A 24,905-nucleotide genomic window follows, 5' to 3' on the forward strand; every position below is an offset into this window, starting at 1 on the left:
CACATGACGAATCCTTTCGGCGCCAGCCCATTTCAACCGAACCCGTTCGGAGGTCCGCCAGGTCCGCAACACCCGCCGCGACCGCCGGTCCCACCGGCGCGCGACGAGGCGAACGTGTTGGCGACGCTCTCGGTGGTGTTCGCGTTCGTCTTCGCCCCGGCCGGTCTCATCCTGGGCCACTTGGCATTAGCGCAGATTCGCCACAGCGCACAGCGTGGTCGCGACCGCGCCTTGGTCGGGGTGACGTTGTCGTATGTGTTCATCACCGCATTGGTGGTTGCGTTGGTCGTCGGGGCGGTCATGCCTGACGCGAGGTCAATCCAAGCCGCGCCACCAACCACCACCACGAAGCCACCGCCGCCCACCGTCGCGCCGGCCGATCTCGACGGGCTGCTGCCGACTCTCGACGACGCCAAAAGGTTCACGGGCGACCCGACATTGACGGTCTATACGACATACCATCGGCCCACGCTCGACCCGCAGGCGACTACGATCGACCGACCGGAGTGTTTCGGGGCGTTTCGTTCCGGCGAGCCCTCGGTCTACGACCTGTCACTCATCAGCGGCTATTCCGAGTCCAACTTCCTCGACACCAACGAACCCCTCAATCAATGGAGCGTAGGGGAAGGGGTCGCGGCGTATCGCGACGCCGCGGCGGCGCAGACACAGCTCGCCAACCTGCGATCCATCTGGCAGCGATGCGGGGGCTTAACGGTCAATGAGACACGCAGTAGCGGCAAGGCATACCCGGCCTCCATGACGTTGCCCGCCGATGCGGGCAACGGCATCACGACCATGGACAACGTGTCAGACACCCCGATTCGCGTCTTCGGTGTCCGCGCGATCGCCGCTAAAACCAACGTGGTCATCGACGTAGGGGTGTGGGCCACCAGCAATACCGACCGCAGCCGGCAAACTGCCCTCGCGGTCACCAACTTCATCCTCAACAAAATCCCGGGTTAGCCGCATGTCAAATCCCTTTGGCGCCAGCCCCTTTCACCCGAACCCGTTCGGTGCCGCACCGCCCGGCCCGCAACACCAGCCGCCACCGCCGGGCCCGCCGCGTGCTGAGGTCAATGTGTTGGCGACGTTGTCGGTGGTGTTCGCGTTCGTCTTCGCCCCGGCCGGTCTCATCCTGGGCCACTTGGGATTGGCTCAGATGCGGCGCACCGGCGAGCGTGGCCGCGATCGCGCTCTGGTGGGCGTGACGCTGTCGTACGTGTTCATCACCGCGGCGGTGGTCGCGGTGATCGTCCGCGCGACGCTGCCCGACGCGACTCGGGCCGCGACGCCCGCGACCACGGCGCAGATCACCACCACGACGCAACCTTCAGCGCCGACCGTCGCGCCAGCCGATGTTGACGGACTCTTGGCGAATCTCGAGGACATCAAAAACTTCACCGGTGATCCGGCCATGGAGGCTGGTGCGACGGTCCACCAACCGACACCCGACCCGGGGCGTGGCCGAATCGACCGGACGGATTGCTGGGCCGTCATGGAGGCCGGATCTCCGGAGACGTATGACGTACCGGCCATCGCTGGGTTCGCGGGGTCGGGCTTCGCCGATTCCCACGACGTCGATCACCAGTGGGGTGTTGGTCAGACGGTCGCAATGTTTCACGACGCGGCGGCGGCGCAGGCTCAGCTGAACAAGGTGCTGTCGATCCTTCGTCGATGCGGCGGCGCGATGATGAATGCCACCTGGCCGAACGGCCAGACGTACCCGGTGGCCATGGAGCCGCCCGTCGACGCCGGCAACGGCGTCACCACCATGGCGCACGTGCTGCAGACGCCGACCCGGATGTTTTGCATCCAAGGGTTAGCCGCGAAAGCCAACGTGTTTGTTCAGGCGGGCGCGTGCGCCAGCGACGGGCCCGGCCCGAGCGAGCACGCCACGATGGCCCTGACGAACCTGATCCTGGGCCGGATCCCCGGCTAGCCGGCCGGCTACTCAGCCGCCGAAGCCGGCCGGAGGCGCCGCGACCGGAGCCGGACCACCCAGGCCCAGGTGGCTGGAGGCGAAGGCGACTCCCTTGTCGATCATCGTGCCGTCGTCGGCGTAGGTGTTGTGTGCGGCGAAGTTGAGGCCGTCGGAACAGACCGGGTCCTCGGTGGCGCACACCTTGATGGTCTTGTCCTGATACAGCGGGCCGATTTCCACGGGCGGTTCGTTGAGGAAGTTCATCGCCCGCACGTTGGGCATGCCGAACAGCACCACCGAGGAGACGTGGTTGGCCACGTCGGGGGCCAGCGGCTTGGGCACGGTGTTGGGGTCGATGCCGTCGGGCACGGCGGCCGAGGTGACAAAGCCCATCACGGCCGCGCCCTGCGAGTAGCCACCGAGCACCATCTTGGTGTTGGGGCAGTCATGGGCCATCGAATTCACGTGCGCGCCCGCGTCTCTGACGCCGTCGATGCCGGTCGCCCACTGATCGCTGGCGGGGTAGTTGACGGGGTAGACGTCGAAGGACCGTCCGCCCACGCGCTGGTGCAGGGCGTCGACGAAGGCCTGGCCGGTGGGGCCCACGCCCGGTGCTTCACCGGTGCCGCGGGCGAACACCACTTGCACGTCCGGACACTGGGCCGACGCGGAGGGGATAACGGAGGCGGACACGGCCGAAACGGCCACGCCCGACGCTGCGAGAACTACTGCGGAACCAAGAGTGCGAACGATGCGACGTGCGATCATGGCGTCGAAAGTGCCCATGCAAGCCCCTCCCAAAACTGTCAACTTGCCAACCATTTCGTGCTGATTTCCTATGTACCGGAGCGCAGCGACAGGGGTGGATAGCGGCGGCGTCGCCGCGATCGAACCGACGCCACCATTGCGCAGTCGGGTTGCCTACAAAAAACACTTTAAGCGGTCGTTTGGTGTTGTCCATTCAGGGTAGCCGGTCACGTGCGAGTACCAGATTCGGCACTCACTCTCTGAGAGGTGACGACATGGCAACGGGTGAAACGGGTTTCGACGACGTAACCTTCGATCTCATTTCGATTCAATACCACTCGCTGAAGGCCGGGCACGATTACGGCCAATATGTGCGAGACGCGAAGAATGCCGGCTTGGATGACGTCGCGTCCTTCTTCAGCGACGTGATGGCTCAGGACTCCGAGCGCGCCAGGCGATGCCACGAGTTCCTGGGTCAGCTGCAGGGAACAGCTGCGGCCGGACCGGCCACATGATAAGAAACCGATAGTCGCCAGGGTTCCGCCCTGAGCTAAGTCGCCGGCACCGATTGCGACCCGCCGTCGCGTAATCGCTGGCGGTGCGGCCGTTTACGCAGTTGACGGCCGTATTTCCCGTTCTGATAGACCCGTCGATGAGTTACCGCGGATGTGTCGGCAAGGTCACATACCGGCAAAGCTCGGATGCGTGCGGCGTGGCGGCCTATTAGAGTTACGTATCTTAGGGAAAGCTTATGATTCGTTAAGTACGGAAACAGGTACGGAGCAACGCTGTGGACACGGACCGTTTCGACGCAATCATCGTAGGTGCGGGTTTCGGCGGCATCGGTGCCGCTATTCAGCTCAAGCGCCTCGGGTTTGACAACTTCGTCATCCTCGAGCGCGAGGACGACTTGGGTGGCACCTGGCACGTCAACCACTACCCGGGCATCGCCGTCGATATCCCGTCGACCACTTACTCGTACTGGTTCGAACCCAAGCCGGACTGGTCACGGCTGTTTGCGCCCGGGGCTGAGGTCAAGCAGTACGCGGTGGACGTCGCCGACAAATACGACGTGCGCCGTCACATGCGTTTCAGCACGACGGTGGAAGGCGCCCAGTGGGATGAGGACGCCGCGGTGTGGCGGGTGGCGCTGGCCGGCGGCGAAACGCTGACGACCCGTTTCCTGATCACGGCTACCGGGTTCCTGTCCCAGCCCCGCATGCCGGACATCCCGGGCATCGCGCGCTTTGCAGGCAAGGTGGTCCACACCACCGCCTGGGACCACGACTACCGCTATGAAGGACGGCGTGTCGCGGTCATCGGGACCGGCGCGTCCGCGGTACAGGTCGTTCCGGAGCTGGCCAAAGAAGCCGCAGAGCTGACCGTCTACCAGCGCACCGCGACCCATGTGATACCCAAGTTCGACTTCGAGTTCTCCCCGGCGGTGCGGCGCCTATTTGCGCGGGTGCCGGCTACGCAGCGGGCGCTTCGGTGGGTGAGCGACGTCATCCTCGAGATCATCATGGTGGTGGGGGCGCTGCACTTTCGGGAGTCGCGGGGGAGGGGCAACATCTCGGCCTCCGATTTGGCCAAGATCAGTCGATTCCGCTGGATCCGGGACAAGGAACTGCGGGCCAAGCTGACGCCGGACTATGACCTCGGTTGCAAGCGGCCCACCTTCTCCAACAGCTTCTACCGCGTGTTCACCAAGCCGCACGTGCACCTGGAGACCACCTCGATCGAGCGGATCGAGCCCGACGGCATCGTGACCACCGACGGGCGCAAGACGGTCATCGACACCCTGGTCTTGGCGACCGGTTTTGATCTGTGGGAGGCCAACTTCCCGGCCATCGAGGTGGTCGGCCGCAAGGGCCGCAACCTGGGCAAGTGGTGGCGAGAGACCAGGTTCCAGTCCTACCAGGGTGTCTCCATGCCCTACTTCCCGAACTACCTGGGACTGGCAAGCCCGTTCGCCTTCTCCGGACTCTCCTTCTTCCACACCATCGAATACCAGATGCGGCACATGGACAGGTTGCTCGGCGAGGTCAAGCGTCGCGGTGCGACGACCTTCGAGGTGACCGAAGAAGCCACCGACCGATTCATGGAACGGATGACCAAGCGGCTGGACAATTCGGTGTTCTACGCCGGAAACTGCGCGACGTCGCGTTCGTACTACTTCAGTCCCAGCGGTGAGGCGTCGCTGCTGCGGCCGACGTCGACACTCAACTCGGTGCGCGAGGCCGGAGCCTTCCCGCTCAGCGACTACGTGATCGCCTAGCCCTCAGTGGTGCGCGGATCCGATCAACGGTTGTCCGTTGGCGGATTGCAACAGGCAGATGACGGTGCTCGGGGTGGGGTTGGCGCCGGTGCGGTCTTGATTCGAGTCGATGAGATAGGTGATCGAAAACCGGCTACTGGCAGCGGGTTGGCCGGTATACGGGGCTAACCCGGCCGCGCAATCGCGGTTGGCTACGGTGGCGATTGCGGCGTCGACGGCCATCGGAGCGCGCAGATACACCTCGGCTAAATGCGCTGTCGCACAATCGACTACGATGACGTTGACGCGGCTCCCGTCGGCCGGCGGCAGGTCGGCGACGCATTCACCGGCCTGCAGGTCGATCCACTTCTCGGTATGCGAGCCCGGCTGCAACGGGGTGGCGGCGGCCATGGCGCACGAACCCAGCATGGCCACGGCGGTCAGCCCGAACATCGTGTGAAGGCGTGAAATCCGCACCGCGGCCTCCTTTGCCCCATCCCTTAGCGGGGAAGTTTAGGGCGTGTTGGTCAGCGCCGGGTCCGGTTTTTCCGACGACATCGACAGCAATCCGCGCAGGCACCGCGCGCCCAGCCACCAATTCGCCGGCTTCTTCATGTCCAGACCGCCCAGGAGCTGCTTGATCATGGTCAGCGTGTCGAAGTAAATGCGTTCGCAGACAAGCGTTTCGGTGTCGTCGAAAACGAAGTACGCGGTCATGCGGACCCGGAACCGGCTACCGGTGGGCGGCACCTTGCCCAGATAACCCCGGTGCGTGCCCATCAGCCAGAACTCCACGATCACCGCGTCGGGGCTGTGGCGCAGCGCGATGATTTCGTGGTCCTGGTCGGGAAATGCGGTCCGTGTGTAGGCGTAGTACTCGCGCACCGCCGCATCGCCGTCGTGCACCAGCATCTGGGGGATCAGCTCGTAACGCGGATGCGGGAAGGTCGACAAGACGTCATCCCAGGCGTGACGGACCTCGTCGTGGAAGTGGTCGAGCACGAGTTGCTGGCGGGCGGCCAGCACCTCAGGGGCGGGAAACGCGGGAATGGTCACGCCGATCAGCGTAGGCCCCGAACTGAGAGCGCATGCGCTATCAGCTTTGGTGAAGGTGATATTGCCTTGGGGCAGAGGCCAACTCGGTGTGCGTTTACCGCGGCGGTGTCCACGCCACCGGCAGCGATTTGATGCCGTGGATGAACTGCGACAACAGCCGTGCGGGCTCGTCCGTCGCGACGATGTCCGGTATCTCGCGCCGCAATTCGTCGAAGACGACCCTGATCTCACGGCGAGCCAGGTTGGCGCCCAGGCAGAAATGGGCACCGCCACCGCCGAAGCCGAAGTGCGGATTGGGCGTGCGCGCCACGTCGAAAACCCAGGGATTCTCGAACGTCGACTCGTCGCGATTGGCCGAGTTGTACCACAGCGTGGCCTTATCGCCGGCCTTCATTTTGGTGCCGCTGAGTTTGAAGTCGCGGGTCAGGGTGCGTCGCATGTACACCACCGGGGAGGCCCACCGCACGATCTCCTCGACGGCGGTCGGGGTCAGGCGATCGAAGTTGGACCACCACTTCTGCCGCTCGGCGGGATAGCGCGACAACGCCAGCACGCCGTGGCTGATCGCGTTGCGCGTCGTCTCGTTGCCGGCCACCACCAGCAGGATGAAGAACGACGCGATTTCGGTGGACGACAGGCGTTCCCCGTCGACCTCGGCTTCCACCAGGCTGGTGGTCAGATCGTCGTGGTGATTGGACCGCCGGTCCTCGGCCAGCGCGCTGGCGTAGGCGCCGATGTCCATCGACACCTGAAAGAATTCCTCGAAATCGGTTGCCAGGTCCGGGTCGCCGAACCCGAGAATGACATTGGTCCAGTGGAATATGCGTTGATGGTCCTGTTCGGGGATGCCCATCATGTCGCAGATGACCTGCAACGGCAGCGGGCCGGCGAGCTCGCTGACCAGTTCGGCCTCCCCATCGGGATGATTGGCGATCAGCGACGCAACCAGCCGCCGGGCCCGCTCGCGGACCGAGGCCTCGATGCGGGCCACCACTTTCGGGGTGAACGCGCGGCTGACGATCGAGCGCAGCCGCTGGTGGCGGGGATCGTCGAGCACGATCATCGAGCCGAAGTATTCGCTGATCTCCGGGGTGTTGTCGTTGATCGTGATGTTGGGGCTGGAGCTGAAGATGTCGGGATGGCGGCTCGCGAAATGCACGTCGTCATGTCTGGTCAGCGCCCAATGCCCGTCGCCCGGTTCAAAGCCCTCGTACTCGACCGCGGGCCAGAACGAGATCGGCGCCTCGCGGCGCAGCGTCGCAAACGCGCCGTCGCGAAAGTCGTCGTCCAACTCCCAGAAGGCCAACGAGTCCAGATGGATATCGGCGAGCGGAATCACGGGCGGGGGCGCCCCGTTCGTTCGCGGGGCAAGAGCTTTCTCGGGACCCGTCTTGAGGCTCACCAGGACCTCCTTCGTCGTGAAAACGAGTGCTGGGTCAGTGCGTACAGATGGTTCGAGCGGGTGCGCCCGTCGTTGCCGTCGCGGCGCTCACCACGTTGCCGTCGAGCAGGATCTTGCAGGAGATGGGGCCCGGCCCCTGGGCGCTGACGGTGAACACCTCACCGCCATAACCGGTGAACTCCGTCGACCACGGCAGCGGCGCATTCACCTGGTGCAGCTGCCCGTTGTCGGTTTGGTAGTAGATGAATTCGGCGACCGCCGGCCCGTTGACCTCGTAGCGGACCTTGGGCATCTGGGGCAGGGCATGGGCCATGCCGCATGCATTCGCGAATCCGAAACCGACGGCCAACAGGACCGAAGGTCCGGCGAGGTGCTTCGTCATGAATTGCATCGTGTCACCACGAGCGACGGTAGGGAAGCCTATGGTGAAGCCCGAAGCGGGGGCTGGTGCGCGGAAAGGTGGCGGCAGAACATGGCAGAACACGGCTCAAAGCGTGTGGTGGTGTACGGAACCGGTTTCGTCGGCAAGATGGTGATCGCCGAGATCGTCAAACACCCGCTGTTCGAGTTGGTCGGCGTCGGCGTCAGCAACCCCAACAAGGTCGGCCGCGACGTCGGCGAGATCTGCGGGCTACCCGAGCCCGTCGGCATCACCGCCACCGACGACGTCGACGCCCTGATCGCCCTGAAACCCGACGCGCTGGTGCACTACGGCCCGACGGCCATGCACGCCAAGGAGAACATCTCGCTGATCACCCGGTTCCTGCGGGCCGGCATCGACGTCTGTTCGACGGCGATGACCCCGTGGGTGTGGCCGACCATGCATCTCAACCCGCCGAACTGGATCCAGCCGATCACCGAGGCCTGCGAGCTGGGGGAGTCGTCGTGCTTCACCACCGGCATCGACCCCGGATTCGCCAACGACCTGTTTCCCATGACGTTGATGGGGTTGTGTTCCGAGGTGCGCCGGGTCCGGGCCTCCGAGCTGCTGGACTACACCAACTACGAGGGCGACTACGAATTCGAGATGGGCATCGGCCGCGAGCCCGAATTCAAGCCGATGCTGGAAGACCGCGACATGTTGATCTTCGCGTGGGGCGCCACCGTCCCGATGATCGCGCACGCCGCCGGCATCATGCTCGACGAAATCACCACCACCTGGGACAAGTGGGTGACGCCCACGGAGCGCAACTCCGCGAGGGGCGTCATCAAGCCCGGGCACGTGGCCGCGGTGCGGTTCACCATCAATGGTGTCTACAAGGGCGAGACCCGAATCCAGCTCGAACACGTCAACCGGATCGGCTTGGACGCGGCCCCCGACTGGCCGACGGGTCACGACAACGACGTCTACCGGGTCGACATCGAGGGGACCCCGAGCATCTTCCAGGAGACCGCGTTCCGGTTCACCGACGGCTCGGGCCGCGACGCGGCCGCGGCCGGATGCCTGGCCACCGGGCTGCGGGCACTCAACGCCGTGCCCGCGGTCAACGACTTGGGGCCGGGCTGGGTCACCCCGCTCGACCTGCCGCTGATCGCCGGCGAAGGCAGCATCCGGTGACCGGCGCACAGCGGGCGCATAGCCGCCGCTGACCCGCAATACAGGTAATGGCGGCACAATGACGGCTAGCCGATGCGAGCTGGTGCTGCGGATACGGGGATTCACATGGTCGATGGAGTCGGGACCGCGCTGGGCTTGTCGATCGGCGCCACCAACTTGGCGGCGGTGACCACCGATAAGGCCATCACCCGCAAGCCCGTCCTGACGCAATATCCGGATCGTCCCGCCGAGATCGGCATCCCCGCGGAGAACCCCAGACTGCAGGGTCCCGGTGTGGTGATCACCGGCTTCGTCAACCGCGTCGGCGACCCGCGCCCAGTCGTGGCGGCCGATGGCTCGGTGTACCGCAGCGAGGTGTTGGTCGCCGACGGGTTGCGCGCGCTCGCGTACGCCGCCACCGACGGACGGCCCCTGCCCGACAACATCGCGGTCACCTATCCGGCGCACTGGCAATCGCACGCGGTGGATGCCCTCGGCGCGGCGCTAGGTGAAATTCCGGAATGGTCGCAACGGCCGCGTCCTATCCTGCTGATCCCCGACGCCGCCGCAACGCTGCTCGCCGTGCGGACCAACCCGGGCATACCGCCGAGCGGCACCGTAGCGGTGTGCGATTTCGGCGGCAGCGGCACCAACATCACGTTGCTGCACGCCGACGGTGACTACCACGCGTTGGCCCCGACCGTTCGGCACCCCGATTTCTCCGGCGACCTGATGGATCAGGCGCTGCTGAGCGTGGTGATCGCCAACATGCCGACCACCGGGGCGTTCCCCACCGGCGGCGCGGCGATCGGCTCGCTGAGCCGGCTGCGCAGCGCATGCCGGGTTGCCAAGGAACAGCTGTCCTCGCGCACGACGGCCACGCTGACCGACGGGCTGACCGGGACGCGCGGCGAAATCCGGATCGGGCGGCACGAACTTGACGACGCGATCCGGCCCTCGCTGAACCGCATGATCGCGGTGTTGGACCAAACGTTGGCGCACAACGGGATTCGTGACCTCGTCGCCATCGTCTCGACGGGTGGCGGGGCCAACCTGCCGACCGTCACCACCACGCTGTCGCGCCACTTCCGCGTTCCCGTCGCGACGACGCCACGCCCGCAACTGGCGGCCGCCGTCGGAGCCGCGCTGCGAGTGGCCCAAGGTCCCGGCGACGCGGGCGCGACACTTTCGGCGCCCGCCGTGCCCGCCGCGGCCACGGCCCGGGCAGCCGTGCGGCCGGACCCCCGCCCCGAAGCGACCGCGACCTCGCCCGCGCCGCCGGCCGAGCCGACGCAGGCGGAGATGGCACGGGCCTGGTCGGCCACCGGTCACAACTCGCGGCTCAATGCCGCCATCGCCGCCGACTATCCGCCGACCGACTCACCGACTCCGGCTACGCCCGACGCCGCAGCCGAGACGCCCAAGCGCAAGGGTCTGTTGTCCCGCTGGCATCTACTGCCGGCGGCGGCGATCCTCGTCACCGTAGCGGCCGTGCTGCTGGTGGGCACCGCGGTGGCGATCGGGCTGGGCTCGCAGAACAAATCGGCCACCACACCGGCACCGGCCGTCAGCACCACACCGGTGGCCCCGCCGCCGGCTTCCAACAGCGCCACCGCGGCGCCGGCACCGCCGCCGCCGGACGTCCCGGTGCCGTCAACCTCGGATACCACCCCGCCCGCCGAGACCGAGACACCGATGACCACCACACCGCGGGCGACTCCCCAGGCGGCACCACCGCCAGCCCCGCGCCGGGTGGCGGCCCCGCCCGAGGTGCCACCCATTCCAGGCGTCAACCAACCGATTCCCGGGCTCGACCGGGTCAACCAGATCATTCAGGAAATCGAGGGCAACCTCGGCATCACGGCGCTGGGCCCGATACCCGCTCACTAGGCCTGCGATCTAGGCCTGCGATCGGGAATTCGGGCCTAGCTCAATCCTTTTCGCCCTTGTTCTCCGCGGCGGCGGCCTCTTTGAGGACCTCGTTGAGCTTCTTATCCTTCTCGATCTGATCCTTCAGCGCCTGCTCGTCGCGTCCCTCGTCGCCCTCGGTCTTGGCCTGCGAGCCCTCGCCCGAATCCCCGCCCTCGGGCTCCTCGTGCCTGGGATTGCCGTCGTCGTCGAGCCAGTCGTTGACCGCCGTGCCGGACACGCTTCCGCCGGTGCCGGGCAGCACGATCGTGGGTTTGTCCTTATAGGCCTCCATCATCTTGGCGGCCTCTTTTTTGTCGTCCTCGTCAGGCTCGGGCTTCTCGGTCAGCTTCTGCTCATCATCCCCTTGATTAGTCTGATCAGCTTCTGCGGCTCGACCCGATTGCCTATCGTCTTGATGCCTATCGTCTTGATCAGTTGACTTATCGTCCTGCTGGTCGGTCGATTTATCGTCCTGCACGCTCATGCGTCTACCCCCTTGCGGTCGCAGGTTCGACGATTGCAGGGGGTTACCCGCTGCGTGGTTGTGCCGAAACTCTCATGAACGCGCGGCGTCGCGCTTGACCAGCACGACCAAGGCCTGCGGGATCCGCATCGGCTCGGGTGCGCTTGACAGGCGCTCGGCGACCGCGCACTCCAACTGCTCGACGAAATGGCCGGCCCGCTCGTCGTGGCTCCCACCGTCGAGTGCGGTCACCAGCGATCCGGACAGCGCGGATCGCGCGAAGGCCGCCCACTGCGCACCGAACGCCTCGGCGTCGTGGTCCACCTGGTAGCGAGCCCAGAACCGATCCTCGGCGTTGAACATCTCGAGGTGCTCGATCATCAGGCCCTCGAACCGTCCCTTCGGCGCGAACGGGGCGCGGAAGTCCTTCTCGGCGCGAGCGAACGTGGGAATCGTCATGCGCCGCACTTCATCCGAGTGCAGCAGGCCGTCGCGCACCAGATCAGCGAGCGCCGCGACGAGGGCATCGAGCAGTGGGGCGAAACCCGCCGACCCGTCCTCGTCGGCCGCCAGCATCAACGCCACCAACCGGCCCTCGGGAGCCAGCTCGCGCCCGCGGAACGCGACGAAGTTGTGCCAGTCCAGCGCGGCCTGGTCGGCGTAGGCCGCTTGCGCCGCGTCGTCTGTGCTGCGCGAGACGTGCACGTGATCGTGCACCTCGCAGGGGGTTCGGCTCAGCCACTGGGTTGCCCAGGACGTCCAGCCCAGGTTGACCGTCTTGGACGGCACGATCTGGTCGTAGAACGACCGGCCGACCGCGGAGGTGAACGTCGCCGTATCGGAGTGCAGGTAGCTCTCCGGGTCGTCGGCCACCGTCTCGAACAGCGCCGCGAAGTCGTTGCCCGGTACGTCGGTGTGCGCCACCAGGATTGCGTGGTCGTGTCGCGTGCGCCGGCGCAGCACGGCGATGCCGGCCGACAGCGGTCTCAGCGAATTGTGGCCGTTGGCCGCGCCATAGTCGGCGATGACGATCGGCTGCGGAGGCTTGGGCAGCGCCACCTGTTCGGCGGCCCGCTCGAACACCGCGATCGCCTGCGCCAACCCGGCGGCGCGCAACCGCGACGCCTCGGTGTAGGAAGCCTCGGGCCGCACCACAATGCTCGATTCGGGCATCCGGGCTTCGGGCGGCATGAATCAACGATAATGGCCGAGCCGGTGCTCAGTTCGGCGAAGGATCAGTGGCCGCGGGCCACCCATTCTTCGTAGTGCACGATTTCGTCGCCGATGGTGGTGCTGTCGCCATGGCCGGTGTGCACGACCGTGTCGCCGGGCAACGTACCGAGCCGACCGGAGATCGACTGCAGGATCGTTCCGAAATCCGAATAGGAGCGCCCGGTCGCGCCCGGGCCGCCGGAGAACAGGGTGTCCCCGCTGAACACCACGCCTTCGGGGCCCAGTTCCGGGGCATACCAGCACACCGATCCGGGGGAGTGACCCGGCGTGTGCAGCGCCAGCAGCTCGGTGCCCGCGACATCGAGCGTGTCACCGTCGGCGATCAGCCGAAAGTCCTTGTCCGGGTGCGTCATTCGCCAGAGCACGTCGTCGCCGGGGTGGAGCAGCACCGGTGCGTCCAGCGCGGCGCCCAGTTCGGGCGCCACGGTGACGTGGTCGTTGTGGCCGTGGGTGCACACCACCGCGACCACGTTACGGTTGCCGACGGCGGCCAAGATCGGTTCGGCTGAATGCGCGGCGTCGAACACGACGACGTCGGAGTCGTCGCCGACGATCCAGATGTTGTTGTCGACTTCCCAACTGCCGCCGTCGAGTTCGAAGGTGCCATGGGTGACCAGCCGCTCGATGCCCGCCATCAGAGCACCACCACCGAGCGCAGCACCTCGCCGCCGTGCATCTTGTGGAACGCCTCCTCGATGTCGCCGAGCCCGATGCGCTCGGAGACGAACTGCTCGAGGGGGAGCCGGCCTTGCAGATACAGGTCGATCAACGTCGGGAAGTCGCGCTCGGGCAGGCAGTCGCCGTACCACGACGACTTCAGCGCCCCGCCGTGGCTGAAGAAGTCCACCAGCGGCATGTCCAGGCGCATGTCGGGCGTCGGAACCCCAACCAGCACAACGGTTCCGGCCAGGTCACGGGCGTAGAAGGCCTGCTTCCAGGTCTCGGGCCGGCCCACCGCGTCGATCACCACGTTGGCGCCGAACCCGTCGGTGAGGTCCTGGATGGTCTTGACCAGGTCCTTTTCGGGGTCCAGCTCGCGGGCGTTGACGGTGTGCGTGGCACCAAACTTGCGAGCCCAGTCCAGTTTGGTGTTATCGGTGTCCACGGCAATGATCCGCCGGGCGCCCACCAGCGCGGCGCCGGCGATCGCGGCGTCGCCCACACCGCCACAACCGATCACGGCGACGGTGTCGTCGCGGGTGACCGCGCCGGTGTTGATCGCCGCGCCCAGCCCGGCCATCACACCGCAGCCCAGCAGGCCCGCCACGGCGGGGTCGGCCTCGGGATTGACCTTGGTGCACTGGCCGGCGGCCACCAGCGTCTTGTCGGCGAACGCGCCGATGCCCAGCGCGGGCGTCAGCTCGGTGCCGTCGCTCAGCGTCATCTTCTGGGTGGCGTTGAAGGTGTCGAAGCACAGGTGCGGCCTGCCGCGCTTGCAAGCCCGGCACTGCCCACACACCGCGCGCCAGTTCAGGATCACGAAGTCGCCCGGCGCGACGGCGGTCACGTCCGGCCCGACGGCCTCCACCCGGCCGGCGGCCTCGTGGCCGAGCAGGAACGGATATTCGTCGTTGATGCCGCCCTCGCGGTAGGTCAGGTCGGTGTGGCACACCCCGCAGGCGATGACGTCGACCAGGGCCTCACCGGGTCCGGGATCCGGGACGACGATGTCCACCAATTCGACGGGTTCGCCCTTCTTGCGTGAAATCACGCCGCGCACTGTCTGACTCATGGGCTCCAACCTAGGGGTTCGTCGCCATACATCTCTCGGCGGGTTGTCCACCCATGAACCGGGTGTAGCGTCCGTGGGCGTGACGGCTTTGGAAACCACCGAAGAATTCACCGAAAGAATAACCGCGGCAATCGACGGCGCCAGCCTGACGTTGTTGCTCAGCATCGGCCATCAGACCGGTCTGCTGGACACGATGGCCGGCATGGCGCCCGCCACCAGTGCGCAGATCGCCGAGGCCGCCGGGCTCAACGAACGCTACGTCCGAGAGTGGCTGGCCGGCATGACGACCGGACGCGTCGTCGAGTACGACCCCGCCACGGCCAGCTACTCGTTGCCCGCCCAGCGCGCCGCCGTGCTGACCCGCGCCGCCGGACCGGACAATCTGGCCCTCGTCACCCTGCTCGTCCCGGTGCTCGCCGAGGTCGAACAGAAGATCATCGGGTGCTTCCGTGCCGGCGGCGGGCTGCCGTACAGCGAATTCCCGCGCTTCCACGCGTTGATGGCCGAGCAGAGCGGGGTGGTGTACGACACCGCGTTGGTCGACGTGGTGCTGCCGCTGGTGGACGACCTGGTGCCGCGGCTGCGCGCCGGGGCCGACGTGGCCGATTTCGGCTGCGGCAGCGGACACGCCATCAACGTGATGGCACAAGCGTTTCCGGCCAGCCGCTTCACCGGCATCGACTTTTCCGAGCAGGCCATCGCCACCGGGATTCGGGAGGCCGCCGAGCGGGGGCTGGCCAACGCCGCCTTCGAAAGCCACAATCTCGCTGATTTGGACATGGCGTCAAAAAAAGACGCCTACGACGTCATCACCGTCTTCGACGCCATCCACGATCAGGCGCAGCCGGCGCGCGTCCTGGAAAACATCTACCGGGCGCTGCGGCCCGGCGGGGTGCTGCTGATGGCCGACATCAAGGCGTCGAGCCGGCTCGAGGAGAACATCGGCGTTCCGATGAGCACCTACCTGTACACGACGTCGTTGATGCACTGCATGACGGTGTCGCTGGCGCTGGACGGCGCCGGGCTGGGCACGGCCTGGGGCACCCAACTGGCCATCTCGATGCTGGGCGACGCAGGGTTCGACGACGTGCGGGTGGCCGAGATCGAGTCGGACCCGATCAACAACTACTACATCGCCAGGAAGTGATGGCGGCCCTCGACGCTCTTGCCGACTGGCCGGTCGAGGCCGCCGCCGGCGCGGTGATCGGGCCCGGCGGCGTGCTGGCCAGTCACGGCGACACCGGGCGGGTGTTCGAGCTGGCCTCGGTGACCAAGCCGCTGGCCGCGCGGGCCGTGCAGGTCGCCATCGAGGAAGGTGCGCTCGACCTCGACACGGCCGCCGGCCCGCCCGGCGCGACCGTCCGCCACCTGCTGGCCCACACGTCGGGCCTGTCGATGCACTCCGAGCAGGTGCTGGCCGCACCGGGAACCCGCCGCATCTACTCCAACCAGGGCTTCACGGTGCTGGGTCAGACGGTGCAGCAAGAGACCGGCATCGAGTTTGCGCGCTACCTGACCGAGGCGGTGTGCGAACCGCTGGGCATGGCGGCCACCCAGCTGGAAGGCGGTGCGGTGGCCGCCGGTTTCGGGGCGAGGTCGACGGTGGCTGATCTGGCGGCGTTCGCGGGGGACCTGCTGCGGCCGGTGACGGTCTCCGAAAGCCTGCACACCGAGGCGACCACGGTGCAGTTTCCCGGTCTGGACGGCGTTCTGCCCGGTTACGGAGTGCAACGGCCCAACGATTGGGGCCTGGGTTTCGAGCTCCGGGACACGAAATCACCGCACTGGACGGGTGCGAACAATTCGGCGCGGACGTACGGCCATTTCGGCCAAGCAGGCGGTTTCATCTGGGCAGATCCCGAAAAAGGGCTGGCGCTGGTGGTGCTCACGGACCGCGATTTCGGGGACTGGGCGCTGCGGCCGTGGCCGGCGCTTTCCGACGCCGTGCTAGCCGATTACAGCTAGTGGGAAATGCACACTAGCGCAACAGGGGTATCACAAGGCACAATAGACACGCAGGACACATAAAAAATCGAAGATTTCGCACAAGCTGCCCTGTTTGCCGGGTCCGCAGGTCGTTGGGGAAGACGTCCCTCGTGGAACCGAAGGAGCAGGAAATGCGAGCGTCGAATCAATTCGCCGACGTGACGACTGGCGTGGTGTACGTGCACGCTTCGCCCGCGGCGGTTTGCCCGCATGTCGAGTGGGCGTTGTCGTCGACCCTGGGTGCCAAGGCGAATCTGACCTGGACGCCCCAGCCGGCGATGCCCGGTCAGCTACGCGCGGTCACCAACTGGGTCGGGCCGGTGGGCACCGGCGCCAAGCTGGCCAACGCGCTGCGGTCCTGGTCCGTGCTGCGCTTCGAGGTCACCGAGGACCCCAGCCCCGGCGTCGACGGCTACCGATTCAGTCACACCCCGCAACTCGGCCTATGGAGCGGGGCGATGAGTGCCAACGGCGACGTCATGGTCGGGGAGATGCGGCTGCGGTCGATGATGGCCCAGGGCGCCGACACCCTGGCCGCCGAATTGGACTCGGTGCTGGGCACCGCCTGGGATGAGGCGCTCGAGGCCTATCGCGACGGCGGCGACGTCGGCGAGGTGACCTGGCTCAGCCGGGGGGTCGGCTAGTCGACCGGCGGGCCGGTTCACGCCGCCTCTCTCCGAAGCACTGGACGACTCTGGAAAGCGCTAGCACATCCGCTAGCGTGTTCGAGCACGCGCTAATGGTCCCCAGAGACCGGCCCTATCGCTTGGCCGGGCGCAGAATCTGCAGAGCGCCCGGCACCACCGAGATCTCGGCCGGTAGCGCGCAGGCGAAGTCGCCGTCGGCGTAGACGTTGATGCCGGGGCACTCGACGCGAATGGACTTGGCCCTCGCCGTGCTCACCTCGTCGAGCTGGACGTGGGTCCCCTTCATCACGGTGGGAAAAAGGCGGACCAGTTTGGTGCGGGACGCCTCGTGCACCATCGTGATGTCCAGCAGGCCGTCGGTGTAATCAGCCCCCGGGCAGATCTGCATCCCCCCGCCGTAGCTGCGGGTGTTGCCGAAGGCGGCCAGCGTGATGTCGGCGTCGAGCTCCTGGGTGCCGTCCAGCACCAAGCGAAATGGCAAGAGCCGCAATTGAGACAGTTCGGCGAGCATCGCGACGTAATACCGCAGCCGCCCGTGCGGCCAGCTCATCCGGTTGGCGCGATCGGTGACCAGCGAGTCGAAGCCGGTGGCCGCCACGGTGCCGAACCACTTTTCGGCGCCGCTGTCGTCCCGAATCAGGCCCAGGTCAATGGATTCCGTGCAGCCGTCGATGACGATGTCCGCGGCGGCCTCCGCGTCCTTGGTGGGGATGCCGAATTCGCGCGCGTGGTCGTTGCCGGTGCCGGCCGGGATCACGCCCAACGGAATGTCGGTGCCGGCCATCACCTGCAGGGCGTTGGAAACGACGCCGTCGCCGCCGGTCACCATGACCGCGTCGGTGCCGTTCTCCATAGCCGCGCCGACGAGATGGCGCGCGTCTTGCGCGTCGTCACCGATGATTTCGACGACCTCCACACCCCGGCGGTGTAGCCGCGCGATCGCGAGTTGGGCGGCGCGTACCGCGGCGCCGTGCCCCGACACCGGGTTGGTCAGCGCGATCACCTTGCCGATTTCGCGGCGGCGCAGTGATGTCACGGAATCAGCTTGCCGGGATTGAGGATTCCGGCTGGATCCAATGTCGACTTGACCGCGCGTAGCACCTGCACTCCCAGTTCGCCTATCTCGTCGCGCATCCACGGCCGATGGTCGATGCCGACCGCATGGTGGTGGGTGATGGTCCCGCCGGTGGCCATGATGGCATCCGACGCGGCCTTTTTGGCGGCTTTCCATTGCTCGACCGGATCGCCCCGCTGGCCGGCGACGACGGTGAAGTACAACGACGCGCCGGTGGGATAGACGTGCGAGATGTGGCACATCACCAGAGCCGGCGTGCCCGTCTCGGCGAGTGCGCCGGTAAGAGCTTGAGTCACAGCGGCTTTCAGGGTGGGAATGTTCGACCAGTCGGTGGCGGTCTCCAGCGTTTCGCACAGCGCCCCGGCCGCGAGCAGTGAATCGCGCAGGTACGGCGCGCCGAAGCGGCCGCGCTCCCAGGCCTGCGCCGGTCCTTCGCCCAGTGAGGTTCCGCCCTGGGCCGTCAGCAGTGCGCTGGTTTCGTCGTGCCGGCTGTGGACGTGTTCCTCGGTGCCCTCGAACACAGTGATGCCCAAACATCCGCCGGTGATCTGGGATTCGCCGATCGCCTCGGTGGTGGCCAGGTTGACCCCCGTCTCGGCCTCGTCGGAGAGCCGAATGACGGTGGGGCCGGTGGCATTCTGGGTGACGGCGCGCAGGGCCGCGGCCCCCGTCTCGAAGTCGGGGAACGACCACGCCTCGTAGCGGACGGCTTGCGGCGCGCGGTGCACGCGGAGCCGCACCTGGGTGATGACGCCCAGGGTGCCCTCCGAGCCGATCAACAGCTGACGCAGGTCCGGGCCGGCGGCCGATTCCGGTGCGCGACCGAGATCCATGATGCCCACCGGCGTGACCACCCGTAGCCCCCGCACCATGTCGTTGAACCGGCCGTAGCCCGCCGAGTCCTGCCCGGAGGAGCGGGTTGCGGCGAAGCCGCCGATGGTGGCGTACTCGAAGCTCTGCGGGAAATGACCGAGCGAAAAGCCTTGCGCGCCAATGAGTCTCTCGGCGTCCGGCCCCGTGACCCCCGCACCGAAAACAGCCTGGCCGGATACCTCGTCCAGCGAGATCAGCCGATCGAAACGGCGTAGGTCGAGCGAGACGACGGCGGAGAACCCCGCGCGAATGGGATTGAGCCCACCGACCACGCTGGTGCCCCCGCCGAAAGGTACGACGGCGATGCGATGCTCCGAGCAGTAGCGCAGGACGTCGGACACGGCTTCGTCGTCGCCGGGCAACAGCACGGCGTCGGGCGCATCCTGCGGGCCGCGCTCTTTGCGGTTGAGCAGGTCGATGGTGGACTTGCCGCCCGCGTGCAGCAGCCGATCGGCGTCGGCGGTGCGGCAATACTGGGCGCCGACGAGGGCGGTGAGCGCTTCGAGATGCGCCTCCGACAACGCCGACGGGCGCAGTTGCACCTGGTCGGATCGCAGTTCGGCCGTGCGGGACCCCTCGACCCCCACGGCCTGCTGCAGTAATGACCTGATTCCCTCCGAGAGCGGCTTGGCCGCCGCGGGATCGCCCCACGCGTTCCATTTCATCGGCGGCAGGAGCCCCTGGGAATGCGTCATGCGTTACAGTATTACACATGTTGTCAATCTGTAACACAGGGCTGGATACCGGCGAGCGCATCCTCGCGGCCGCGGCCAGCTGTGTGGTGGATTTCGGCGTGGAGCGGGTGACGCTCGCCGAGATAGCCCGACGGGCGGGCGTCAGCAGGCCGACGGTGTATCGGCGGTGGCCGGATACGCAGTCGATCGTGGCGGCGCTGTTGACCCAGCACGTCACCGAGGTGATGCGCGACGCCCCGTTGTTGGGGGACGATCGCGAATCGCTTGTGCAACAGATTGTTACGGTGGCCAACCTGTTGCGTGCGGACCAATTGGTGATGTCGGTGCTGCACTCGGACCTCGCGTCGACCTATATCACCGAACGCCTCGGGACCAGCCAGCGCATGCTGATCGACGCCCTCGCCGCCCGGCTCCGGGCGGCCCAGCGGCACGGCAGCGTCCGGCTCGGCGACCCGGTCCAGATGGCGACCATGGTGCTGCTGATCGCGCAGTCGACCATCCAGTCGGCCCGGATCGTCGAGCCGATGCTCGACGCCGACGCGCTGGCCGCCGAACTCGCCTACTCGCTGAACGGATATCTGTCGTGATAGCTGATCCGACCGCCCTGAACGCCGCGCGGCGCGCCGCCGACCTGACCGCACTCGCCGACGGTGAGCCACTGGACGTCGTGGTGATCGGCGGTGGCATCACCGGCGCCGGGATCGCGCTGGATGCCGCCGCGCGCGGGCTGCGGGCGGCGCTGGTGGAGAAACACGATCTGGCCTTCGGGACCAGCCGGTGGAGTTCCAAGCTTGTCCATGGCGGCCTGCGCTACCTCGCGACGGGAAACGTGGGCATCGCCCGGCGCAGCGCCATCGAGCGCGGAATCCTGATGACGCGCAACGCGCCCCACCTGGTTCACGCCATGCCGCAGGTGGTGCCGCTGCTGCCGTCGATGAGTCCGGGCAAGCGGGCCCTGGTGCGGGGCGGCTTCCTGGCCGGTGACGCGTTGCGGTTTCTGGCCGGCACACCGGCCTCGACACTACCGCGCTCGCAACGGATTTCAGCGCAACGCGTCGTTGCGATGGCGCCGACCGTACGGCGTGCCGGCCTGGACGGCGGCCTGCTGGCCTACGACGGTCAACTGGTCGACGACGCCCGCCTGGTCACCGCCGTCGCACGTACCGCGGCGCAGCACGGCGCCCGAATCCTGACCCACGTGGCGGCGTCGCGGGCCACCGGTACCTCGGTGCGGCTGACCGACATGCGCGGCGGTGAGTCGATCGACATTGCGGCTGGCGCGGTCATCAACGCGGCCGGGGTATGGGCGGGGGAGATCGACGGCTCGTTGCGGTTGCGGCCGAGTCGCGGCACCCATCTGGTCTTCGACGCCCAGTCGTTCGGCAATCCGACTGCGGCGCTGACGATTCCGATTCCGGGTGAGCTCAACCGCTTCGTCTTCGCCATGCCCGAACAACTGGGCCGGGTGTATTTGGGGCTGACCGACGAGGAGGCGCCCGGTCCCATTCCGGATGTGCCCGAACCGTCGGTCGACGAGATCACCTTCCTGCTCGACACGGTCAACACCGCACTGGGGACCGCGCTCACCGCCACCGACGTGATCGGCGCCTATGCCGGGCTGCGCCCACTGATCGACACCGGCGAGGGCCGCACCGCCGACGTCTCGCGCGAACACGCCGTCGTGGAGTCGGCGTCCGGGGTGATCAGCGTGATCGGCGGCAAGCTGACCGAATACCGCCACATGGCACAGGACGTGCTGGATCGCGCCGTGCGGGTGCGGCGACTGCGCGCCGCCAAATGCCGAACCCGCAACCTGCCGCTGATCGGGGCGCCGGCCAATCCCGGTGTGATCGCCGAGTCCGACGCCGGGTTGCCGGCTTCGCTGGTGGTGCGCTTCGGCGCCGAGGCGCCCAAGGTGCTTGCCACCGCGGCCTGCGAGCGACCGACCGCGCCGGTCGCGGACGGAATCGACGTCAGCCGAGCGGAATTCGAATACGCGATAACGCATGAGGGCGCGCTTGATGTCTCCGACATCCTCGATCGACGCACGCGGATCGGGTTGGTAGCGCGGGATCGGGAGCGAGTGGTCGCCGTGGCCGAGGAGTTTCTGGCGCGCTTCGGCTAGGGCGGCCGCCCGATGGCCTCCCGCCACACGGCCGGGTATTGATAGTTAGTGTCTTATGATAGAAACTGTCAGTTTATGCCGTGCTGGTGGCGGGAGGGCCGATGACTATCCGAGTCCCGGTGTTGATCGTGGGCGCCGGCGTTGGCGGCCTGGCGACGTCGGCGGTGCTGGCCCGACACGGCGTCCATTCACTGCTGGTCGAGAAACGACCGGAGATCTTCCTGTACCCCAAGGCCCGCAACCTGAGTTTCCGAAGCTCAGAAATCCTGCGCGGCCTTGGCCTTCGGGACGAGGTGCGGGCGGTCGCAGAGCACGTGTCGACCCTGGTGGTCCGGCCCACGCTCAACAGCACCGTGCAAGAGCCGGCGCTCGACGTCGGCGCGATCTTCGCCGGTCTGGACAGGCTCAGCCCCGAGCCGGCGGCGCAGTATTGCCCACAGAGCCGGCTCGAGCCGATTCTGATCGACGCGGCGCGGCGGGCCGGCAGCGAGGTGCGCTACGGCACACGGTTGTCCTCGTTCGAGCTGGACGACACCGGCGTCACCGCGGTGGTGTGCGACGTCGAATCGGGGGAGTCGCAGACCGTCCGCGCCGACTATCTCGTCGGCGCCGACGGCGTGCACAGCCCGATCCGTAAATCGTTGGGCATCAGCACATCCGGGTATGGCGCGCTGCCGATCTATGTCGTCTTCATCTACTTCCGGGCCCCGTGGCGCCGCTTCATCCCGGAGCTGCACGACGGCGATGGCGTGCAGGTCAAAAACGACGATGTGGACGGCATATTCCTGGTCGCCGAGGGCGATCTCGGCATGTTCATCACCACCTACTTTCCCGGTGACGGCGAGTCGGCCGGACAGTTCACCCCGCAGCGCTGCCGCGAGCGGCTCACCCAGGCGATCGGAGAGCGGATAGACCTCGACATCATCGAGGCCGCGGCGTGGCAGCCCTACGAGCAGGTGGCCGATCACTTCGATTGTGGGCGAGCGTATCTCGTCGGCGATTCGGCGCATACCATGCCGCCGTTCAAGGCCGGGGGAGCCAACACCGCCATCCAGAGCGCACACAATCTGGCCTGGAAACTCGCCGCCGTCCTGCATGGCACGGCCACACCCGAGCTATTGGCGACCTACCACACCGAGCGTCATCCGGTGGGCCGATTCGCCGCGCGCCAATCGCTCACCGGGCCGTCGATGGCCCTGCTGCGGCCGAGCCGCGACGCTCCGCAACTGCCGGCCGACGAAGAATGCTCGATGTTCACCCTGCTCATCGGATACCGGTACCGCTCGGCGGCGGTCGTGACGAGCGACGCGGAAGGCGGCGCCCTGGTGGACGAGTTGCGCGCGCAACCGGGCACGCGGGTACCGCACGTCTGGTTGCGAGACGGGGTGTCGACGCTCGACCTGCTGGGGCCCCGATTCACCGTGCTGTCCGGCGACGAGCGATGGTGTGCGGCAGCGGCTGCGGCGTCGCTGTCGGCGCATCGCTGCTACAACGACGAGTGGGCGGCGATCACTGGCCTGGCGCCGGAAGGGGCGCTGCTGATCCGTCCGGACGATTTCGTCGGATGGCGCGCCGAGCGACTCCCCGCCGACCCCGAAGGGGAACTGCGGCAAGCGCTTTCGACGATCCTGGGCCCGCTACCTGCGCGAGCGTAAGCGGACTGCGATTTTGCACGCGAATTTCCGCAGTGCCCTTACGCTCGCGGGCCTAGAAATTACAGCGGGATGTTCTTGTGACGGCCGCGGCGCGCGGGCGCCTGGGCCAGCGCCTCGGTGAGCTTGCTGCGGGTGTGCGACGGGTCGATCTTCTCGTCGACCACGCCGATCTCGATGGCGCTGTCCACGCCGCCCGCGATCCGCTCGTGCTCGGCCGCCAGCTGGTCGTGCAGCGCTTCGCGCTCGTGATCGGCCGCGGCGGCCAGCTTCTTCTTGTGCAGAATGCCGACGGCCGCCTTGGCGCCCATCACCGCCACCTCGGCGTCCGGCCACGCGTATACCTTGGTGGCGTTCAGCGACCGGGAGTTCATCGCAATGTAGGCCCCGCCGTAGGTCTTTCGGGTCACCAGCGTGACACGCGGAACCGTGCACTCACCGAACGCGTGCAACAGCTTGGCGCCGCGGCGCACCACGCCGCCCCACTCCTGGTCGACGCCGGGCAGGTAGCCGGGCACGTCGACGATCACCACCAGCGGAATACCGAACGCGTCGCACAGGCGCACGAAACGCGCTGCCTTCTCGGCGCTTTCGGAGTTCAGGCAGCCACCCAGGCGCAGCGGGTTGTTGGCCAGCACGCCGACAGTGCGGCCGGACAGGCGACCCAGCCCGATCACCATCGACGGCGCCCAATTGGCCTGGAACTCGTCGAACGGCGTCTCGTCATCGAGGATCGCGGTCACGATCGGGCGCACGTCATAGGCCCGCCGTGCCGACTCGGGCAACAGCGCGTGGATGTCGGTGTCACCGGCCTCGGCCTTGTTCCGGTCGAAATGCCCCTGCTGGCAGAACAACCCGACCAACCGGCGACCCCGCTCATAGGCGTCGAGCTCGTCGTCGGCGACGATGTGGCACACCCCGGACTTCTTGTGGTGGGTCTCCGGGCCACCCAGCGAGCACATGTCCACGTCCTCGCCGGTGACGCTGCGCACCACGTCGGGCCCGGTAACGAAAACCCGGCTGTCCGGTGCCATCACGATGACGTCGGTCAGGGCCGGCCCGTAGGCGGCGCCGCCGGCCGCGAAGCCGACGACCACCGAGATCTGCGGGATGTAGCCGGACGCCCGGATCATCGCCTCGAACACCAGGCCCACCGCGTGCAGGGCCTTCACGCCCTCGGCCAGCCGGGCGCCGCCGGAGTGCCAGATGCCCACGATCGGGCTCTGCTCCTCGATGGCGGTGTCGTAGGCGTTGACGATGTGCGTGCACCCCTCGATGCCCATGGCACCGCCCATCACGGTGCCGTCGGTGCAGAACGCAATGGTGCGTACACCGTTCACGGTCCCCGCGGCGGCCAGCACGCCGGAGCGATCACGCTCGTGCAACAGCTCGACGGTGTCGTCGTCGAAGAAATTGCTCAAGCGCAACAGCGGGTCGCGAGGGTCGAGCGACTCGCCAACCGTCTCGGGGGCCGTGATAGTCATCGCAGGTCTCCTGATATTCGGTGTTGCTCGGATCAGTACCGCCCGAAGGCGATGGCCACGTTGTGTCCGCCGAAGCCGAACGAGTTGTTGATGGCGTACTCGTAGTTGC

Annotated in this window: 25 protein-coding genes; 12 read left to right on the top strand and 13 right to left on the bottom strand. The window is 67.1% G+C overall.

Annotated features, from left to right (window positions below; genetic code table 11):
• The first annotated feature begins 3 nt into the window (after positions 1–3).
• Together A5624_RS19680 and A5624_RS28695 are read left to right on the top strand one after the other, a co-directional pair.
• Positions 4–963: a sensor domain-containing protein gene (locus A5624_RS19680; protein ID WP_066869707.1), complete on the top strand. Its 960-nt coding sequence runs from the start codon at positions 4–6 to the stop codon at positions 961–963.
• A gap of 4 nt (positions 964–967) precedes the next feature.
• Positions 968–1,939 carry a sensor domain-containing protein gene (locus A5624_RS28695; RefSeq protein ID WP_066869710.1) on the top strand — a complete coding sequence of 324 codons (972 nt, stop codon included), beginning with the start codon at positions 968–970 and terminating at the stop codon, positions 1,937–1,939.
• A 12-nt stretch (positions 1,940–1,951) separates the two neighbouring features.
• On the opposite strand, the gene A5624_RS19690 is transcribed toward A5624_RS28695, so the two are convergent.
• Positions 1,952–2,707: a cutinase family protein gene (locus tag A5624_RS19690; protein WP_066869713.1), complete on the bottom strand. Its 756-nt coding sequence runs from the start codon at positions 2,705–2,707 to the stop codon at positions 1,952–1,954.
• Positions 2,708–2,943: 236 nt separating this feature from the next.
• Here A5624_RS19690 and A5624_RS19695 point away from each other — a divergent pair, with 236 nt between their 5' ends.
• Together A5624_RS19695 and A5624_RS19700 are read left to right on the top strand one after the other, a co-directional pair.
• The gene (locus A5624_RS19695) at positions 2,944–3,183 is read left to right on the top strand and encodes an acyl carrier protein (RefSeq protein ID WP_066869715.1); all 240 of its coding nucleotides are present in this window, start codon (positions 2,944–2,946) and stop codon (positions 3,181–3,183) included.
• A 275-nt stretch (positions 3,184–3,458) separates the two neighbouring features.
• Positions 3,459–4,946, top strand: coding sequence for an NAD(P)/FAD-dependent oxidoreductase (locus A5624_RS19700; RefSeq protein WP_066869718.1), 1,488 nt, complete (start codon positions 3,459–3,461; stop codon positions 4,944–4,946).
• Between the two features lie 3 nt (positions 4,947–4,949).
• Here A5624_RS19700 and A5624_RS19705 read toward each other — a convergent pair whose 3' ends face one another.
• From A5624_RS19705 to A5624_RS19720, 4 genes are all read right to left on the bottom strand, one after another.
• The gene (locus tag A5624_RS19705) at positions 4,950–5,402 is read right to left on the bottom strand and encodes a hypothetical protein (RefSeq protein ID WP_197518999.1); all 453 of its coding nucleotides are present in this window, start codon (positions 5,400–5,402) and stop codon (positions 4,950–4,952) included.
• Between the two features lie 36 nt (positions 5,403–5,438).
• Entirely contained in the window at positions 5,439–5,981 is a 543-nt protein-coding gene (locus A5624_RS19710) for an ester cyclase (RefSeq protein ID WP_066869724.1), read from the bottom strand.
• Between the two features lie 94 nt (positions 5,982–6,075).
• A complete protein-coding gene (locus A5624_RS19715) occupies positions 6,076–7,383 on the bottom strand; it encodes a cytochrome P450 (RefSeq protein WP_066869727.1) in 1,308 nt (435 codons plus the stop codon).
• A 34-nt stretch (positions 7,384–7,417) separates the two neighbouring features.
• The gene (locus A5624_RS19720; protein ID WP_197498095.1) at positions 7,418–7,765 is read right to left on the bottom strand and encodes an MmpS family transport accessory protein; all 348 of its coding nucleotides are present in this window, start codon (positions 7,763–7,765) and stop codon (positions 7,418–7,420) included.
• Positions 7,766–7,855: 90 nt separating this feature from the next.
• Here A5624_RS19720 and A5624_RS19725 point away from each other — a divergent pair, with 90 nt between their 5' ends.
• Together A5624_RS19725 and A5624_RS19730 are read left to right on the top strand one after the other, a co-directional pair.
• Positions 7,856–8,941 carry a dihydrodipicolinate reductase gene (locus A5624_RS19725; protein WP_066869733.1) on the top strand — a complete coding sequence of 362 codons (1,086 nt, stop codon included), beginning with the start codon at positions 7,856–7,858 and terminating at the stop codon, positions 8,939–8,941.
• Between the two features lie 105 nt (positions 8,942–9,046).
• Positions 9,047–10,810: an Hsp70 family protein gene (locus A5624_RS19730; RefSeq protein ID WP_066869736.1), complete on the top strand. Its 1,764-nt coding sequence runs from the start codon at positions 9,047–9,049 to the stop codon at positions 10,808–10,810.
• 40 nt (positions 10,811–10,850) lie between these two features.
• Here the strand turns inward: A5624_RS19730 and A5624_RS19735 are convergent, their stop codons facing one another.
• The 4 genes from A5624_RS19735 to A5624_RS19750 all read right to left on the bottom strand — a co-directional run bounded on the left by A5624_RS19735 (position 10,851) and on the right by A5624_RS19750 (position 14,259).
• On the bottom strand, positions 10,851–11,315 hold the full coding sequence (locus tag A5624_RS19735; RefSeq protein ID WP_369827500.1) for a hypothetical protein: 465 nt from the start codon (positions 11,313–11,315) through the stop codon (positions 10,851–10,853).
• A gap of 72 nt (positions 11,316–11,387) precedes the next feature.
• Entirely contained in the window at positions 11,388–12,485 is a 1,098-nt protein-coding gene (locus A5624_RS19740) for an SAM-dependent methyltransferase (protein ID WP_066869739.1), read from the bottom strand.
• Between the two features lie 44 nt (positions 12,486–12,529).
• Positions 12,530–13,162, bottom strand: coding sequence for an MBL fold metallo-hydrolase (locus A5624_RS19745; RefSeq protein WP_066869742.1), 633 nt, complete (start codon positions 13,160–13,162; stop codon positions 12,530–12,532).
• The gene (locus A5624_RS19750; RefSeq protein WP_066869745.1) at positions 13,162–14,259 is read right to left on the bottom strand and encodes an S-(hydroxymethyl)mycothiol dehydrogenase; all 1,098 of its coding nucleotides are present in this window, start codon (positions 14,257–14,259) and stop codon (positions 13,162–13,164) included. The genes A5624_RS19745 and A5624_RS19750 overlap by 1 nt, the downstream gene beginning before the upstream one ends.
• A gap of 79 nt (positions 14,260–14,338) precedes the next feature.
• On the opposite strand from A5624_RS19750, the gene A5624_RS19755 reads away from it, so the two are divergent.
• The 3 genes from A5624_RS19755 to A5624_RS19765 all read left to right on the top strand — a co-directional run bounded on the left by A5624_RS19755 (position 14,339) and on the right by A5624_RS19765 (position 16,889).
• The gene (locus A5624_RS19755; RefSeq protein ID WP_066869748.1) at positions 14,339–15,406 is read left to right on the top strand and encodes a class I SAM-dependent methyltransferase; all 1,068 of its coding nucleotides are present in this window, start codon (positions 14,339–14,341) and stop codon (positions 15,404–15,406) included.
• Positions 15,406–16,224: a serine hydrolase gene (locus A5624_RS19760; protein ID WP_066869752.1), complete on the top strand. Its 819-nt coding sequence runs from the start codon at positions 15,406–15,408 to the stop codon at positions 16,222–16,224. Before A5624_RS19755 ends, A5624_RS19760 begins: the two co-directional genes overlap by 1 nt.
• A 152-nt stretch (positions 16,225–16,376) precedes the next feature.
• Complete coding sequence (locus tag A5624_RS19765; RefSeq protein WP_066869784.1) at positions 16,377–16,889, top strand: DUF3145 domain-containing protein; 513 nt, start codon at positions 16,377–16,379, stop codon at positions 16,887–16,889.
• A gap of 115 nt (positions 16,890–17,004) precedes the next feature.
• On the opposite strand, the gene A5624_RS19770 is transcribed toward A5624_RS19765, so the two are convergent.
• Positions 17,005–17,970, bottom strand: coding sequence for a diacylglycerol kinase (locus A5624_RS19770; protein WP_369827501.1), 966 nt, complete (start codon positions 17,968–17,970; stop codon positions 17,005–17,007).
• Complete coding sequence (locus A5624_RS19775; RefSeq protein ID WP_156749098.1) at positions 17,925–19,505, bottom strand: FAD-binding oxidoreductase; 1,581 nt, start codon at positions 19,503–19,505, stop codon at positions 17,925–17,927. Before A5624_RS19775 ends, A5624_RS19770 begins: the two co-directional genes overlap by 46 nt.
• 47 nt (positions 19,506–19,552) lie before the next feature.
• On the opposite strand from A5624_RS19775, the gene A5624_RS19780 reads away from it, so the two are divergent.
• From A5624_RS19780 to A5624_RS19790, 3 genes are all read left to right on the top strand, one after another.
• Positions 19,553–20,122, top strand: coding sequence for a TetR/AcrR family transcriptional regulator (locus tag A5624_RS19780; RefSeq protein WP_066869763.1), 570 nt, complete (start codon positions 19,553–19,555; stop codon positions 20,120–20,122).
• Entirely contained in the window at positions 20,119–21,660 is a 1,542-nt protein-coding gene (locus A5624_RS19785; protein ID WP_066869766.1) for a glycerol-3-phosphate dehydrogenase/oxidase, read from the top strand. Before A5624_RS19780 ends, A5624_RS19785 begins: the two co-directional genes overlap by 4 nt.
• 101 nt (positions 21,661–21,761) lie before the next feature.
• A complete protein-coding gene (locus A5624_RS19790; protein WP_066869787.1) occupies positions 21,762–23,315 on the top strand; it encodes an FAD-dependent monooxygenase in 1,554 nt (517 codons plus the stop codon).
• A gap of 59 nt (positions 23,316–23,374) precedes the next feature.
• Here A5624_RS19790 and A5624_RS19795 read toward each other — a convergent pair whose 3' ends face one another.
• Positions 23,375–24,796, bottom strand: coding sequence for an acyl-CoA carboxylase subunit beta (locus A5624_RS19795; protein ID WP_066869770.1), 1,422 nt, complete (start codon positions 24,794–24,796; stop codon positions 23,375–23,377).
• A gap of 32 nt (positions 24,797–24,828) precedes the next feature.
• Positions 24,829–24,905, bottom strand: a 77-nt coding sequence (locus A5624_RS29150) for a hypothetical protein (RefSeq protein ID WP_231122602.1), incomplete at its 5' end; no start/stop codon positions are given.

It is taken from the genome of Mycobacterium sp. 1482292.6 (assembly GCF_001672995.1).
Lineage (GTDB): Bacteria > Actinomycetota > Actinomycetes > Mycobacteriales > Mycobacteriaceae > Mycobacterium > Mycobacterium europaeum_A.